17 protein-coding genes are annotated in these 16,079 nt (G+C 49.2%); 9 read left to right on the top strand and 8 right to left on the bottom strand.

All coding sequences use genetic code 11. The annotated features are described in order from the left end of the window. Nucleotides 1-17: 17 nt before the first annotated feature. A complete protein-coding gene (locus BIZ37_RS25330; RefSeq protein WP_370577729.1) occupies nucleotides 18-164 on the top strand; it encodes a DUF4156 domain-containing protein in 147 nt (48 codons plus the stop codon). 38 nt (nucleotides 165-202) lie between these two features. Here the strand turns inward: BIZ37_RS25330 and BIZ37_RS25325 are convergent, their stop codons facing one another. Both BIZ37_RS25325 and ompW read right to left on the bottom strand, forming a co-directional pair. Continuing rightward, on the bottom strand, nucleotides 203-484 hold the full coding sequence (locus BIZ37_RS25325; protein WP_107299264.1) for a helix-turn-helix domain-containing protein: 282 nt from the start codon (nucleotides 482-484) through the stop codon (nucleotides 203-205). A gap of 265 nt (nucleotides 485-749) precedes the next feature. After that, a complete protein-coding gene (gene ompW, locus BIZ37_RS25320) occupies nucleotides 750-1,388 on the bottom strand; it encodes an outer membrane protein OmpW (RefSeq protein WP_187463872.1) in 639 nt (212 codons plus the stop codon). A 384-nt stretch (nucleotides 1,389-1,772) separates the two neighbouring features. On the opposite strand from ompW, the gene BIZ37_RS25315 reads away from it, so the two are divergent. From BIZ37_RS25315 to BIZ37_RS25295, 5 genes are all read left to right on the top strand, one after another. Continuing rightward, on the top strand, nucleotides 1,773-2,171 hold the full coding sequence (locus BIZ37_RS25315; protein ID WP_187463871.1) for an MAPEG family protein: 399 nt from the start codon (nucleotides 1,773-1,775) through the stop codon (nucleotides 2,169-2,171). A gap of 74 nt (nucleotides 2,172-2,245) precedes the next feature. Beyond that, nucleotides 2,246-2,599, top strand: a complete 354-nt coding sequence (locus tag BIZ37_RS25310) for an ArsC family reductase (RefSeq protein WP_187463870.1) — start codon at nucleotides 2,246-2,248, stop codon at nucleotides 2,597-2,599. A gap of 14 nt (nucleotides 2,600-2,613) precedes the next feature. Continuing rightward, the gene (dapE, locus tag BIZ37_RS25305; RefSeq protein WP_187463869.1) at nucleotides 2,614-3,744 is read left to right on the top strand and encodes a succinyl-diaminopimelate desuccinylase; all 1,131 of its coding nucleotides are present in this window, start codon (nucleotides 2,614-2,616) and stop codon (nucleotides 3,742-3,744) included. Then, on the top strand, nucleotides 3,744-4,454 hold the full coding sequence (locus BIZ37_RS25300) for a M15 family metallopeptidase (protein ID WP_187463868.1): 711 nt from the start codon (nucleotides 3,744-3,746) through the stop codon (nucleotides 4,452-4,454). Before dapE ends, BIZ37_RS25300 begins: the two co-directional genes overlap by 1 nt. After that, entirely contained in the window at nucleotides 4,455-4,682 is a 228-nt protein-coding gene (locus BIZ37_RS25295) for a DUF2897 family protein (protein ID WP_187463867.1), read from the top strand. Between the two features lie 164 nt (nucleotides 4,683-4,846). On the opposite strand, the gene BIZ37_RS25290 is transcribed toward BIZ37_RS25295, so the two are convergent. The 4 genes from BIZ37_RS25290 to frsA form a co-directional block, all read right to left on the bottom strand. Then, entirely contained in the window at nucleotides 4,847-6,103 is a 1,257-nt protein-coding gene (locus tag BIZ37_RS25290; protein ID WP_187463866.1) for a glutamate-5-semialdehyde dehydrogenase, read from the bottom strand. Between the two features lie 28 nt (nucleotides 6,104-6,131). Beyond that, on the bottom strand, nucleotides 6,132-7,322 hold the full coding sequence (gene proB / locus BIZ37_RS25285; protein WP_158264553.1) for a glutamate 5-kinase: 1,191 nt from the start codon (nucleotides 7,320-7,322) through the stop codon (nucleotides 6,132-6,134). Between the two features lie 113 nt (nucleotides 7,323-7,435). Beyond that, nucleotides 7,436-7,840, bottom strand: coding sequence for a sigma factor-binding protein Crl (gene crl, locus BIZ37_RS25280; RefSeq protein ID WP_107299256.1), 405 nt, complete (start codon nucleotides 7,838-7,840; stop codon nucleotides 7,436-7,438). A 101-nt stretch (nucleotides 7,841-7,941) separates the two neighbouring features. After that, nucleotides 7,942-9,204 (bottom strand): esterase FrsA, encoded by a 1,263-nt coding sequence (frsA, locus tag BIZ37_RS25275; protein WP_187463865.1) that lies wholly within the window; start codon nucleotides 9,202-9,204, stop codon nucleotides 7,942-7,944. A 254-nt stretch (nucleotides 9,205-9,458) separates the two neighbouring features. On the opposite strand from frsA, the gene BIZ37_RS25270 reads away from it, so the two are divergent. After that, nucleotides 9,459-9,755 carry a hypothetical protein gene (locus BIZ37_RS25270; protein WP_187463864.1) on the top strand — a complete coding sequence of 99 codons (297 nt, stop codon included), beginning with the start codon at nucleotides 9,459-9,461 and terminating at the stop codon, nucleotides 9,753-9,755. 63 nt (nucleotides 9,756-9,818) lie between these two features. Here the strand turns inward: BIZ37_RS25270 and gpt are convergent, their stop codons facing one another. Beyond that, nucleotides 9,819-10,277: a xanthine phosphoribosyltransferase gene (gene gpt / locus BIZ37_RS25265; RefSeq protein WP_107299254.1), complete on the bottom strand. Its 459-nt coding sequence runs from the start codon at nucleotides 10,275-10,277 to the stop codon at nucleotides 9,819-9,821. Between the two features lie 52 nt (nucleotides 10,278-10,329). Continuing rightward, on the bottom strand, nucleotides 10,330-11,619 hold the full coding sequence (locus BIZ37_RS25260; protein ID WP_107299253.1) for an NCS2 family permease: 1,290 nt from the start codon (nucleotides 11,617-11,619) through the stop codon (nucleotides 10,330-10,332). 1,075 nt (nucleotides 11,620-12,694) lie between these two features. Here BIZ37_RS25260 and BIZ37_RS25255 point away from each other — a divergent pair. Beyond that, nucleotides 12,695-14,338 carry a methyl-accepting chemotaxis protein gene (locus BIZ37_RS25255; protein ID WP_187463863.1) on the top strand — a complete coding sequence of 548 codons (1,644 nt, stop codon included), beginning with the start codon at nucleotides 12,695-12,697 and terminating at the stop codon, nucleotides 14,336-14,338. Between the two features lie 132 nt (nucleotides 14,339-14,470). Beyond that, on the top strand, nucleotides 14,471-15,931 hold the full coding sequence (locus tag BIZ37_RS25250; RefSeq protein ID WP_187463862.1) for an aminoacyl-histidine dipeptidase: 1,461 nt from the start codon (nucleotides 14,471-14,473) through the stop codon (nucleotides 15,929-15,931). Nucleotides 15,932-16,079: the final 148 nt, after the last annotated feature.

The following is a 16,079-nucleotide window of genomic DNA, read 5'->3' as shown; positions in this document are numbered from 1 at the left end:
GGTATAACTATTGGTTTATCAGCGACAGGGACTTGACCCAGGGTGCGCTGAACCAACTGCGAAACCAAGCGGCGGCTCTGGGAGCCAATACGGTTTCACTTTATAGCCCGCCAGACTTTTCGACCTCTGTGACCTTAATTGGCAATGCCTACTATTGCCAATAAATGCAGATATAAAAAAACCGCACGAGTGCGGTTTTTTATTAACTCGAGACGGAAGAGATAATATCCCTTTCTTTCGATTCAACCCAGTGAACATCAAAGGGTCCCCAGTCGCTTAGCTGGTAGTAGCCGTCATTATGACGCTTACCGTCTTGGATAAATGCCAACTCAATGCCAAAACCTGGCAGAGCTTTGAGAACATCCTGAATGGTACGACGTGGCCAACCGGTAATTTCAATCAGCTTAGGAACATTGGGACGATCTAGCTGCTCCACAAGCAAAGCAAGATAAAGACGACGGGCAAAAACCGGATTCAATTCCATTGAGACCTCCATAATTTGAGGTTTTTATTATTCCGACTTCTGCTGGCAGGGTGTTGAGTTTGATCAATATGAGGGAGGATTTCCCTGTTTTGGTCGTTATTTTCGGTGATCACGGTCTCAAAATTTCATAACGTGTCATTACAGAAACAAAAAAGACATGTTTAAACAACAACTTGAAATATCACACAAATATACTCAGCCATGTTGTAGCTAAAAAGGCACAATCAAAATTGTGCCTTCATAAACAAAGCGTTAGCTCATTGAATTAGAAACTATAGCCTGCAGTTACCATAAACACCCATGGGTCGATATCTGTACTGATCTTCTGCGGCTCATCACCTGCATTGAACTTCACATCAGTGCTGATATCGGCATACCACACTGAAGCACCGAAGAACCAGTTATCCTTCACCTGGTAATCAATACCCACATTGGCCGCAAGGCCCCATGAATCTTCCAATTTTAGATTGCTTAGGCCAGCACCTTCGCCCGTGCCGTTAAAGTCTTCGTTGAAGAAGGTGGTGTAATTCAGCCCAGCACCGACGTAAGGGCGGAACTTGCTAGCACTGTCCATAAAATAGTATTGCAGCATCAGTGTCGGTGGTAGGTGCTCAATCTCTGCAATTTTACCAACACCGTTTAGCGAGACGCTGTGCCTGAATGGGGTTGCGGCCAACAGCTCAACACTGATGTTGTCAGTCAGCATATAGCCCACAGTGATACCTAGCTGGGTGTTTGAATCAATGCCAAACTCTCCGAGACCAAGTACATCATCACTACTTTCGTTTGGAACAACCGTTGCCGTTCCGGCACGGACCAGAATATCACCTTTCTTGTGTGCCATAGCCTGAGGGGCAGCGATCATTGCGGCAAGGATAGCGACGGTATATAGATTCTTTTTCATTATTATTGACTCCATTCCTTTTGAATCCCGACATAGGGGAAAAATTGGGCTTCACGTTAAGCGGGTCAAAATGTAACCATTTAGAAACAACCCCGTATTGATTGAAATCAATTTATAAAAATTAGTGACAACAAATAACTTTTGATGCAGATCAATTACTTACATCGCTTACTTGGCACGAAAGAAATGTGCGCCAAAAATGTTACCAACCCTACCCAAAAACCTATGGTCAACTCGCAGAAATAACACTAATACCAAAACAAGAAAGGAAATGAGTAGCACTTTTTTGTTATCGATAAATATGCTCACAAATGCTTATAAGCCGTCACTCCCATCACTTGTCTCCTATACTTTGGCAATCCGCCATCAACCAAAGGATCCGCCATGACTCCTGCTTTCTGGTGCATTATTGCCATGATCTTAATTAACTATTTACTGGCAGGTGTCGGAGGGTGGTTAACTGTGCGTCAGACCGGCAAACTCGATATCAACCAACCGCGTATCCAGGACCGTGAACTGACCGGTGCTGCCTCTAGGGTCAAAGCGGCCCAGGCCAATGGCTGGGAAATCCTTTCGGTATTCTCGAGTTGTGTGTTCATTGCCCATCTGGCCGGGGTGCCCGCCCATGAATCAGCCCTCCCGGCTTACCTTTTTATCATCAGCCGGGTGCTCTACTTCATCTGCTATGCCTTCAGGCTTAGCCCGTGGCGTACCATCGTTTTTGTGCTCGGGATCCTGGCCAATATCTGGCTGATCAAACTAGCCATCCACTATGGTGGCTGAAGCCGTTGCACCCCTTGCCTATTCCCGCTATAAAGGGAGACCAAGTTCACAAAAACAAGTCAGCCAGAATAACTATGAGTACAATTGCTTACGGCATCAAAAACTGCGACACCATTAAGAAAATGAAGAAGTGGCTAGAAGCCGAAAACATTGAATACACCTTCCATGACTACCGTGCCGACGGTCTTGACCGTGGCATGCTAGAGCTGTTCGAGGCCGAGCTAGGCTGGGAAGCTATGGTCAACAAACGCGGTACAACCTACCGTCAGTTGAGCGACGAGCAGAAAGCTGGACTTGACCAGCAAAGCGCTATCGAATTGATGCTGGAGCATCCGGCAATGATTAAGCGCCCGCTGCTAGTGCACAACAACAGCTACCACCTGGGTTTCAAGCCAGCCCAATACCAAGAAATCTTCCAACCAAATTAACAAAGGATACAAGGATGTCAGATAGCCCGGTTCTCGCTCTGGCGAAAGACTTTATTAGCCGCCAGTCAGTGACCCCTGAAGATGCTGGCTGCCAGGACGTGATGATCGAACGCCTGGAAAAACTCGGTTTCAACATCGAAACCATGGTGTTCGAAGATACCACCAACCTCTGGGCCCGCCGCGGCACGGAAGCCCCGCTATTTGTCTTTGCCGGCCATACCGATGTGGTACCCGCCGGTAACCTTGATAAGTGGCATACAGCACCTTTCGAGCCAACCATTATCGACGGCTACCTACATGGCCGTGGCGCAGCGGATATGAAAGGTTCGCTGGCCTGTATGATTGTGGCCATTGAGCGCTTCCTTGCCGAGAACCCTGATCATAAGGGTTCTATCGCATTGCTGATCACCTCGGATGAAGAAGGCCCGTTCATCAATGGTACGACCCGTGTAATTGATACCCTGGAAGCCCGCAATGAAAAAATCGACATGTGTATTGTCGGTGAGCCATCAAGCACCCATGCAGTTGGCGATGTGGTGAAGAACGGTCGCCGTGGTTCTATTACTGGTGATGTCAATATCAAGGGGACGCAGGGCCATGTCGCCTACCCGCACCTTGCGGATAACCCGGTTCACCGTGCTATGCCGGCACTGGCAGAACTGGCTGCGACAACGTGGGACAACGGCAACGCCTACTTCCCGCCGACCAGTTTCCAGATTGCTAACCTGTCAGCCGGAACCGGTGCCTCGAACGTGATCCCTGGCGAGTTCCATGTCCAGTTCAACTTCCGCTTCAGCACCGAGCTGACAGCCGATGACATCAAGCGTAAAGTCCATTCGGTACTCGATGCCCATGGCCTTGACTACGAGTTGGCCTGGACCTTCAGCGGCCACCCGTTCCTGACCGACGAAGGTAGCTTGCTTGATGCCGTCGTTGAGGCTATCGAAGAAGTCAACCACAAGAAACCGGAACTACTCACAACCGGTGGTACGTCCGATGGCCGCTTCATTGCCCGCACCGGTGCACAGGTTATCGAACTTGGCCCAGTCAATGCGACGATCCACAAGGTCAATGAGTGTGTGAAAGTGGCGGATTTGGAAAAACTGACCGACATGTACCAGAAAGTGATGGAAAAAGTCCTTTAATGGTTAACCACCCAACCCAAGCCCGGCAACATACTGCCGGGCAACTGACTGGGCAAGAGACCAGCCATCTGGTTTCGCTAGCCTCCGATGGCGGGCATCCTTTTGTCCACCAGCAAATGCTACCCGCCTTCGAAGCATTAAAAGAAGCGGCCAATAAAGCCGGTTTTGATCTCCAGATCGCCAGTGCTTTCCGCCCCTTTGAAAGCCAGTTGCTAATCTGGAACAACAAATACCTCGGCAAGCGGCCGCTACTTGATAGCAACAGCCAGCCGCTTGACCCAAGCACGCTTACTGAGCTTGAAAAAATCCACGCCATCATGCGCTGGTCAGCCCTACCCGGTGCTAGCCGCCACCACTGGGGGACCGATATCGATGTCTACGCGGCAAACTGCCTGCCGGAGGGCGTACAGCTGCAACTGGAGCCATGGGAATACCAAACAGGAGGCCATCAAGCCGAGTTCAGCCAATGGCTAAACCGCCATATGACACGCTTTGGCTTCTACCTTCCCTATGCCGAAGATCGCAATGGCGTCGCCTGTGAACCCTGGCATATCAGCTACTTCCCAGTTAGCAAATATTTACTTTCACAGCTCACACCAGACCTGCTCAAGCGCACACTTAGCGGATCTGAGCTTGCAGGAAAGTCGCACATACTGGAAAACCTTGATAGTCTTTATAGTAGGTACATAGAGAATATCTGTGAGGTGTAAATGGAATGGCTACTCAATCCGTGGGTTATCAGCATCATCGTTGTAAGCGTGGTGGCCGGTAACATTGCGGCGCTAAAATACACCGCTAACATGAAATTTGGCTACAAGGACAAAGTCAAATACATGTACGACAAGAACAAGCGCGAGCAAGAACTCGATGAGCTGATCGAGAAACAAGCGGCTAACGACGAAAACCAAGAGTTGAAGAAACTCAAAGATCAGGCATAAAAAAACGAGAGCATCTGCTCTCGTTTTTTTATATCTAAGCCAAAAGCTACTCGGGGCAATTAGTTCTAAGTCAGTTTACCTAGAACAAAGAGCAAGCGCGGAGTTTACAATAGTAAATGAGCACTTACGATACAGTTTTAGGCAAACTGACAACGAAATCATTGTTACGAACGTGGGAGGTAGTCTGCGATACCTACCCACTTGTAGCTTGTCAGCTCTTCTAACCCCATTGGGCCACGAGCGTGTAGTTTCTGGGTCGATACTGCCACTTCAGCACCTAGGCCAAACTGCGCACCATCGGTAAAGCGAGTCGAGGCATTGACATAAACTGCCGCTGAACCTGCCGCATTAACAAAGCGCTCTGCCGCCATCAAGTCATTGGTCATGATCGCATCAGAATGGCTAGCATTGTGCTTGCGCATGTGGGCGATAGCTTCTTCCACATCCTTAACGATCTTAACGCCTAGCGTGAAGCTCAACCATTCAGTGTCGAAGTCCCCTTCAGCCACACGGCGCAGGCTTGCGGCCTTGCCTTCAAGCAGTTCATAGGCAGATTCGTCAGCGACCATGTCCACATTGCTGGCATTGAGGCGTTCTGCCAAACGAGGTAGGAAAGCTTCAGCAACCTGCTCGTTAACCAGCAAGGTATCCAACGCGTTACAAGCCGATGGACGCTGTACCTTGGCATTTTCTACCACTTCGAGGGTGCGGGAAAGATCTGCCGTTGCGTCGACATAGACATGGCTGATACCAAAGCCGCCGATGATCACCGGAATGGTGCTATTTTCCTTACACATCTTGTGCAGGCCAGCACCACCGCGCGGAATGATCATATCCACGTACTGATCCATCTTCAGCAGTTGGGAAACCAGCTCACGGTCTGGTTTTTCGATGTACTGTACAGAAGCCGTTGGCAGACCGGCTTTCTCAAGCGCTACCTGGATCACTTTGACCAGCTCCATATTGGAATGGAAGGTCTCACGGCCACCGCGCAGGATACTGGCGTTACCGGTTTTCAGGCATAGTGCTGCAATATCAATGGTGACATTCGGGCGCGCTTCATAGATTACACCCACAACACCAAGCGGAACACGGCGGCGGCTCAGGCGCATACCGTTTTCCAGCACCTTGCTGTCTAGCTCGGCACCAACCGGATCATTTAGGCTGATCACATTGCGCACGTCATTGGCAATCCCCGCCAGACGCTCAGCATTAAGCAATAGACGGTCAACCAACGCGTCTGTCATACCTGCTTCTTTTGCCGCGGCAATATCTTTGGCATTAGCCGCCAAGATCACTTCTTGGTTGGCTTCCAGTTCATCGGCAATCACGGCCAATGCACGGTTTTTCTGTTCGGTTGCTGCCGTTGCCAGTTCAAAAGCAGCCTGCTGCGCCGCTTGGCCCATCAGTTCAAGATTCATGTTCTTTTCCCTTACGTTTCAATACGTGTTAGATAACGACCAAGTCGTCACGGTGTACAGCAACCGGGCCATATTCGTAGCCCAACACCTGATAAATATCCTGGCTGTGTTTACCGGCAATTTTCGCCAGATCTTTGCTGGAGTATCGGCTGATACCCCGGGCCAGCAGCTCACCTTGAGCGTTGAAAATCCGGGCAACCTCACCGCGCTCGAACTCACCTTTTACTTCGGTGATCCCTTTTGACAGCAAGCTACTGCCACGCTGTTGTACGGCAGCCGCCGCACCTTGGTCGATCACAATATCACCCGCTGGCGGGGGGCCGGCCAAGATCCAACGCTTACGGCTCTCGAGTGGTGATTCCAACGGCAAGAAGCGCGTACCGACTGAAATACCCTGAGCCAGATCAGCAACCACATCCGGGCGGCTACCTGCTGCAATGATCACTTCGATACCGGCACGACGGGCAACATCCGCAGCCTGTAGCTTGGTTGCCATCCCACCGGTACCAAGGCCACCGACACTACCGCCGGCAATCTTGCGCAGGGTTTCATCGATAGTATGGACTTCACGGATCAGCTCCGCGTCTGGGTTGTTGCGCGGATCAGCCGTGAAAAGGCCTGGCTGATCAGTCAGTAGCAATAGCTTATCGGCACCAGCCAAAATGCCCACCAACGCCGACAGGTTGTCATTGTCACCCACTTTGATTTCCGTCGTGGCAACCGCATCGTTTTCGTTAACTACAGGAATAATGCCGTTGTCCAGCAAGGCAACAATCATGTCGCGGGCATTGAGGTAGCGCTCGCGGTCATCTAGATCGGCACGGGTTAGCAACATCTGCCCCACGTGTAGACCGTAGATACCGAACAGGCTCTCCCATTCTTGAATCAAGCGGCTCTGGCCAACAGCAGCCAACAACTGCTTGCTCGCCATGTTCTTGGGCAGTTCGGGGTATCCTAAATGTTCTCGGCCGGCGGCAATCGCGCCAGAAGTTACAATGATGACCTTGTGGCCCTGCCGGCGCAGCTGTGCGCACTGGCGAACCAACTCAACCATATGGGCACGATCCAGCTTTAGCGTACCGCCTGTCAACACACTGGTACCCAGCTTGACGACGATAGTCTGTGAACTGTGCCTAACCTCTTGGTTTTGAGACTCATTGTTAGAGTCTGCGGTTACCAAGTCCTTGTTTTGCTCATTTAGGATATTTGTCTCTGCCATGGGGATAAAACAAAAAGAAAAGTAGAATGATGTTGTATCAATACCCTTTATAAATCACAAGAAAAATGCGCCAATCAGGCGCATTTTTCTTCATTTAAGGTAAGGCTTGAAAATCAGGCTACGCTACCAAGCTCAGGTTCTTTGAGAACTTTTGAAGGGGATAATGTCAATTCAAACTCATCTTGCAACAAACCTTCCAATTTCGGATAAAAATCCTCTAACGTTTGCTGCACCGCCTTCTCATGTTTTGCCGGTACCGGATCCTTGATCCATTCGCCCGCATCATCATAACGGCCAAAGCCGTAGTGATACTCAAACCCGTCATCGTTGGCTTCAATGATGAACCACCAGCCCCAGAATTCACGCTCTTCAGGTGCCTTTTTCGCACTGACACAACTTGAAAGGCAATCAAAGAAAAAATGCCCTTCAGAAGACAGAGGCTGACGCAAGTATGGTCCCAAGGCCGTCAGCTTAGTCATCAAACGCCCATGCGGCGGGAAAGTCTTTTCTGTCGTCATAATCATCTCCATCCCTAGCAATAAATTACCTAATCCATTTAAGCCGTAAACCGCTTATTTGGCAACAATTTATTTACAATACTAGCGTATTGATAACTTCCCTACTCGGCTAACTTTTCCTTCAGCCAATCAACAACCGTTGTCATGGCCCGGTGATACCCATCGTGTAGCGGTTTATCCGGTAGCGTAACTGCCTTACCGCCACGGCTTGACATTGCGATCAGCTGATTATCAAACTCTGAGCAAACTGGATCGCTCTTCAAACCAATACCAAGCATTGGTACATCAATCTTACGACGGCCCACTAACCCCTGGTTCTTGAGGGACCAGGCTGGTAGGTGGGACACCAAGCTTGTCTTTGACACACCATGCTTACCAAGGCGAGAGGCTATCATATCAAGATACATCCGCGGCATAGCATCGAGACGTTTTGAATCGGCTAGGCCACTGTGAATAATACCGCCGACACTGACGCAGGTTTTCAGGCGGGTCGGCTCAAGGAACCCTAGCCTTATCGCAGCATTACCGCCGAACCGAAGGCCCAGCATCGCCACCCGGGTATGATCGACCCAAGGAACATCTTTTACCTGCTGCAGCAACGCTTGGTGCAAGCGGCTGGTATCTTCAGTCAAAGACCAATGGCTACTATGACCAACTGATGGCATGTCCAACGTGATCATCGCAAAACCAGCTGGGCCGAGGTATTTCTGGTAAAGGCGCAACAAATCAGACTGCAGGGTATCCAAGCCACCACTGACAATTACCGTGGGTAATAGCTTGTCAGTACAAGGCAGATGGATAAAGGCCTGGAACGTTTTATTCTCGTATTTGACATCAATGGTACGCATCTGGTGCGGCATATTGTCCATTGCATCTCGGTAGGCTTGGTTGGCTTGCAATTCAGCTTGGGCAGCCAGATCATCCCCTTTCAGGTGCGGGTAGGCCGCGATACTGTAATACATACTGGCAGTAATGAGTTGCTCGGCAGCCTTTTCCTTTTCCCCTTGATCTAACAAGGCTCGTGCAGCCTTGTGGTACATCCCACCTGACTGACACCACTCATACACCCAGTTACCTGGCTTGTAGCCAATCACCGTATCAAGCAAATCATCGCGAGTACGCGGCGCTTCACTTTTGGCTATCCTTGCCAGAATCGCTTCTAGTTCAATCGGATCGATCCCCTGCCAAATCCATTGCGGGCGCCGCATGACCCGATACCAGCCAATTTCGGTATCACCATCCAGCGCACTGTGGATCGGGGCATCGACAACATGGGCTAATTTCACCAGGCTCGATGTCTCTTTGGAGGTTTGCCTTGGGGCAAAGAGCTTTTCGGAAAGATTAGTTTTGGACGGTTCAGACACATTCTGCTCCATATCGGTTCACACATACCTACTATGCAGGCCCGAGCACTTCCGGTCTATAGCAAAAGCACGTTATTCCGGTTCGGCCTAGGGGATGTGCTTATTGTGGTTTTATGTCTAAAGTATACCACCCAACAGATACTTACTGTATGAGCCGGCAGACAATTCCCGTGAGTTGCAGAAGCGGTACTGGGGAAATGCCAGGACTCAGCTATGCTTTTACATACCTATCAGTACTTCATACGGTGGTAAGTATGCGATATGTCTTTTGTCTTTGTACTTCGCTTTTTTTCTCTACATCCGTCCTCGCGTTTGGTAGCGGTGGTTCCCTAGGTGGTAACCCCGGAGAGGCATCCGGTGGTGTCAATGCCAAAACCCCTCTTTGCCTTGATGTCACTGGCGAACGTATTCCTGACAGCTACCAAACCAAATACCAGCGCCAATGCGAGATAACCGGTAACACCATGGTTGATCTCATCAACTACAACAACTATTACCGTAACAAACCCAATGGCGAATCCCTGTCGGATATCAGAGCCAAAGCCAGCTAAACTCGACATAGCAGGTATAAAAAAAGGAGCCCAAGGCTCCTTTTTTACTCGCATCAAGCGATATTATTTTTTCGCGATTGGATCAACGAAAGTCACTGCCATATCCCATGGCTGCTCGATCCAAGTTTCCTGCGGAATGTCTACCACGTAGTCATCAACCAGGTGTTTACCTGCAGGCTTCGCACATACAGTCACGAATTTCGCTTTAGGGTACATGTGACGGATCATTTCCGCTGTACCGCCAGTGTCCACCAGATCATCGATAACGATGAAACCTTCACCATCACCTTCTGCTTGTTTCAGTACTTTCATCTCACGCTGGTGATCGTGGTCGTAGCTTGAGATACATACTGTATCAACATAACGAATACCAAGTTCACGCGCCAAGATTGCAGATGGAACCAAGCCACCACGGCTAACGGCAATGATACCTTTCCACTGATCGGCAGGAAGCAATTTCTCTGCTAGCTGGCGGGTATACATTTGCATGTTGTCCCAAGTGATGATGAACTTATTACTCATATCCGATGAACCTCTGAGTCAGCAGAAAACTGCTGTATGTATTTATTTACTGTTATAGAAAAATAATTTTAGCAACAAATAGGGCCGCAATAACCCAAACGCTAATATTTACATCGCGACCTTTGCCACTCATCGTTTTGACGGCAGCGTAGGTGATAAAGCCAAGGCCAATACCTTCAGCGATGGAGTATGTTAACGGCATCAGTAGGCAAACTACAACTACTGGTGCTGCTTCTGTTAAGTCACGCCAGTCAACGCTAACCAAGCCAGACATCATTAGGATGGCTACGTAGAACAAAGCACCTGCTGTCGCATAGGCAGGAACCATACCTGCTAGCGGCGCAAAGAACAATGCCATTAGGAACAAAACGCCTACCGTCACCGCAGTAAGACCGGTACGGCCGCCTACTGCAACACCCGATACACTCTCAACATAAGAGGTCGTGTTCGATGTACCCAATACCGCACCAACAGAAGTGGCAGTACTGTCTGCCAATAGCGCACGGTTCAGGCGAGGTAGCTTACCGTCTTTGTCGATCAATTCAGCTTTAGTTGCGACACCGACCAAAGTGCCCGCCGTGTCGAACAGGTCAACAAACAAGAACGCGAACACAACTGAAATCAAACCCACTTCCAGTGCACCAGAGAAATCCATCTGCATGAACGTCGGCGCAATGCTTGGTGGCGCTGAGACAATACCGCCGTAAGCCACTTCACCGACAAGAACACTGATTGCCGTTACCGCTAAAATCGCAATCAATACAGCTGCTTTATAACCACGGTGTACCAAGGCAATCGTTAGGAAGAAGCCCAGTGACGCCATCGCTGCAGGGAAGCTAGTGAAATCACCAACTTGAACTAGGGTTGCTGGGTTGTCGACAACAATGCCTGAGCTTTGCAGGGCAATAAACGCCAGGAACAAACCAATACCCGCCGAGATCCCGATCCGGAGCGCATGGGGAATCGAGTTGATAATCCACTCACGGACGCGAAGTACGCTCAAGGCGATAAAGCACAGACCCGAAAGGAATACAGCAGCCAGTGCCACCTGCCAAGTGTGGCCCATACCCAATACAACACCGTAGGTGAAGAAGGCATTTAGGCCCATGCCCGGCGCCTGAGCCACTGGATAGTTAGCCACGAAGCCCATGATAAAACAGCCCACAACTGCAGCCAGACAGGTTGCGACAAATACCGCGCCCTGATCCATACCTGTTGCCGATAGCATAGATGGGTTTACAAAAATGATGTAAGCCATCGTCAAGAAGGTAGTCAGACCCGCTAGCAGCTCGGTACGGACATCAGTACCGTTCTCTTTGAGTTTAAAAAGTTTCTCAAGCATTGCTCTCGATTCCTTGGAGATATTAAGCAATTGATATTGGTTTATTGGACATGCCGAAGCCGACTCTCGGTTTCCACACATCACGAACATTCAAGAAATAGAAAACGATTGCGTCTCTATTTTGGGTGGCGATTATATGCTCGATAATTGTCAATTTCCAGTAAATAGCGCAATTATCATCAATCAACATCAATAACCGAATAAAAAACCGGCCACCTCAAAACGAATCAAAAATAAAACCCTATAAAACAACAGCTTGAGGTTTTAACAGTAAGGTTACATTTTATTCAATTAATATTTTCCACCTATGCGCAAACGTTAATATCAGCCATCAAATTACATGAATTAACAACTAACGATAAATGTAATCGAATACAGCCTAAAGGCAGAAAATACAGCTATAGATAACGCAGATAAGGTTGGCCAGAAAAGGCATGGTGGTAAAACAAGAGGATAAAAAAAAACGCCACTCCAAATGGAAGTGGCGTCAAGAATGTAACTATAAACCGAAAAGCGGTTTTAAGAGATTCTTAAACAAAGGGGGTGAACAAAAAATTGACCACTCGGATCTGCCCGGCAATGTAGAACCGGACAAACCACAGAATTAATAACCGAACGAGCTTGGGTATTTAAAGTTACCGGTGTATACAGCGCGGTTGTTCCAAAACTTGTTTACAGATTCAAATACTTTCATTTTTATCACCTTAACTATTAAGCAATGACTACACGTAATACGTGTTTGGCCGTCTTGGCCTGACTTAAACTCGGTTCCTTGGAGGCGATATCTCGGGCTCATCCTAGAGCAAAATTTTGTGTCGTTCGTCTTCGTTGAGAAGATGGTGTAACTATAACCTTGACGTAATAAACTTTCAAGCATTTTCTTTAACCGCGTCACACTTTTGCCGTTATTGAGTATTTGAACAACAAAAACTGTAATTTAATTACAGGATCTCACTTCACAGTTTTACCTTCTATCGACTAAAGTGTAACCCCCTCCACCTTGAACAGTTACATGGTTCCAACATACCTTATTCAACAGCACACATTTCAATAATAATAAGGCAAGGGGCATATCATGGCGGCATTTTCATCACTTAGAAAAGTCACTATAGGTAAACGGCTATATTTATTGAGCTTTGTTGTAACCGTCTTGACGTTGTTACCACTGGCGCTATTTATTGCCAATTACCAAGCTAACATGATGGACCAGAAAAGGCTCAAAACTCGCCACCTGGTTGAAAGTGCCCATAGCCTGCTCGGTCATTATTATTCTCTTGAACAACAAGGCTCCCTTTCACGAAACCAAGCCCAACAACACGCTGTATCAGCACTTGCAGCCTTGCGTTACGAGCAAAAAGACTATTTCTGGATCAACGATATGACCCCCACAATGGTCATGCACCCTTTTAAGCCATCCCTTAACGGCCAGCGGTTGGACAATTTCAAGGATCCCAACGGGACAGCCCTGTTTGTTGAAATGACCAATCTTGTCCGCCAGCAAGGCCAAGGATTCGTCGACTACTATTGGGAAAAACCCGGCTTCACTACACCCGTCGAGAAAATCTCCTTCGTGAAAGGTTTTGCCCCTTGGGGATGGATTGTCGGTTCGGGGATCTACATTGACGATGTCACTGCCCTCTTTTATACCGAGCTCAAGCAATTTAGTGTTTTTCTACTCAGTGCGTTGGCACTGAGTGGGATGTTTGCCTGGCTCATCTCCCGCTCTATCACTATCCCCTGCCAGGAAACCGCACAAGCCATGCATGATATCGCCCGAGGTGAAGGCGATCTGACCCAGCGGTTACCATGCCAAGGCGATGATGAGCTCAGCCAGCTCGCCCGCTCTTTCAATACCTTCTCCAGCCAGCTATCTAACATGTTGAGGGACATTGCGCCGGTCAGCGACCAAATCAGTGCGGCAGCCAGCCAACTAAACAGTGTCGCAACCCAGACAGCCAGCAGTGCGAACCAAGCCTACCGGGGTATCGACAGCGTGGCTGCCGCTATGAACCAGCTCCATGACAATAATCAGGATGTCGCCCAATCAGCCCAGCAAGCTGCCGAGGCTGCAGAACAAGCCCAGCAGCACAGCAATAACAGTATGGCTGTTGTCTCCAACTCCTCGCGGGAAATGCACGCGCTGCTTACCTTGCTCGATGAAGCCAACCTTAGTGCACAGGCTTTGGAGAAAGACTCACAGACTATCGGCTCAGTATTAGATGTGATCCGAGGTATTGCAGAGCAAACCAATCTCCTCGCCCTCAATGCCGCCATTGAAGCTGCACGGGCAGGCGAGCAAGGCCGTGGCTTTGCTGTTGTCGCTGATGAAGTCAGGACCCTTGCCACCAGGACCCAATCCAGTACCAACGAAATAGAAGCGATCATTGCCAGCCTGCAAGGAAAGGCTAACAGTGTCAGTGGTGCCTTGGTCAAAACCCGCGAACAATCATCCAGCACCGCTGAGCATGCCGACGAGGTTGCCCAAACTCTCGCTGCAATTGGCGGGCAGATAACAACCATCCTGACACTCAACCAGCATATTGCAGAGGCTAGTGATCAACAGTCTCAGGCTGCTGAGGCGATAAACCATAACCTGCACCAACTTACAGAACACAGCCACCAGACCGTTGAACATGGTGATCATATAGCGGCTGCCAGTACCCAATTAATCGCTAATGGGCAAAGCCTGGAAAACCATGTCAGCCACTTCAAGATTTAGCTGTTACCGTTTCGGGCACAGTGGTATCCTTGAGGTTAACCGCGATAGTTAATTGTTCTGAAATACTTTGCAATATAGTTAATTTCTCACCAATTTATCGCTAATAACTAAAAGTTTATAAAGGAGACTGCTGTGTCAGAAATCAGTCAACTGTCACCTCAACCTGTGTGGCAATTCTTCGATCAGATCTGCTCTATCCCTCACCCTTCCAAGCATGAAGAAGCGCTAGCCCAGCACATTATCCAGTTCGCTCAAGGTGAAGGCCTTGAAGTGCGCCGTGATGCTGTGGGTAACGTCTTCATCAAAAAACCTGCGACACCTGGTATGGAAGATCGCAAGGGTGTTGTTCTTCAGGCGCACATCGACATGGTGCCGCAGAAGAATGAAGATACCGACCATGATTTCCTGACCGATGCTATCCAGCCATACATCGACGGCGAATGGGTAACCGCAAAAGGGACAACCTTGGGTGCCGACAACGGCATGGGTATGGCAGCATGTCTTGCTGTGTTGGCTTCGAAAGAAGTTGAGCACGGCCCGCTGGAAGTGCTACTGACCATTGACGAAGAAGCCGGTATGACAGGCGCCTTCGGCCTAGAAGAAGGCTGGCTGGAAGGTGATATCCTGCTGAACACCGACTCTGAGCAAGAAGGTGAGGTCTACATGGGCTGTGCCGGTGGTGTAGACGGCTCATTGGTTCTTGATATCCAGCGCGAAGCAACGCCTGCCGATTTCCAAGCGGTTAAGCTAGTTGTTAAAGGCCTGAAAGGCGGCCACTCTGGCTGTGATATCCATACAGGTCGTGGCAATGCCAACAAGATCCTTGGTCGCTTCCTGTTCGGTCACGCCGAAGAGTTGGGCCTACGCCTGACCTCCCTGACTGGCGGTAGCCTTCGCAACGCTATCCCTCGTGAAGCGAGCGCAGTTGTTACCCTGCCTGCAGCAAACGTTGATAAGCTAAACGAGCTATTCGCTCACTACCAAGAACTGCTTGTGGCTGAGCTTGGCCGTGTCGAAACAGACATCAACCTATTCACCGAAGCCGCAGAACTACCTGCAGACGTATTGGTAACAGCTGACCAGCAGCGTTTCATTAACATGCTGAACGCAACACCAAACGGTGTGATCCGCATGAGCGATGATATCGAAGGTGTGGTTGAAACCTCACTAAACGTTGGTGTGATCACCACCGAAGCTGACAAAATTACGGTACTGTGCCTGATCCGCTCATTGATCGACTCTGGCCGCAGCAATGTCGAAGGTATGCTAAAAGCAGTTGCTTCACTTGCTGGCGCAAATTGCGAGTTCTCTGGCACCTACCCAGGCTGGAAACCAGACGCGGATTCTGAAGTTATGCACCTGTTCCGTGAAACGTACGAGAGCATCTATGGCCGTGTACCGAACATCATGGTTATCCACGCCGGCCTTGAGTGCGGCCTATTCAAGAAGCCATATCCGAACATGGATATGATTTCTTTCGGCCCGACTATCAAGTTCCCGCACTCGCCGGACGAGAGAGTTCAGATCGAAACCGTTGCCCTATTCTGGGAACAAATGGTTGCTATCCTGAAAAATATTCCGGTAAAGGCGTAGTCTTTACGCTTTGAGTAACCGATGAGAAAAGCGAGCTCCTTTGAGTTCGCTTTTTTGTATGAAGGTTCTGTGGTTCTGTGGTTCTGTGGTTCTGTGGTTCTGTGGTTCTGCGGTTCTGCGGTTCTGTGGTTCTGCGGTTCTGTGGTTC

Source organism: Photobacterium sp. BZF1 (assembly GCF_014349205.1).
Taxonomy (GTDB): Bacteria; Pseudomonadota; Gammaproteobacteria; order Enterobacterales; family Vibrionaceae; genus Photobacterium.
This window is presented reverse-complemented; position numbering and strand designations above follow the sequence as displayed.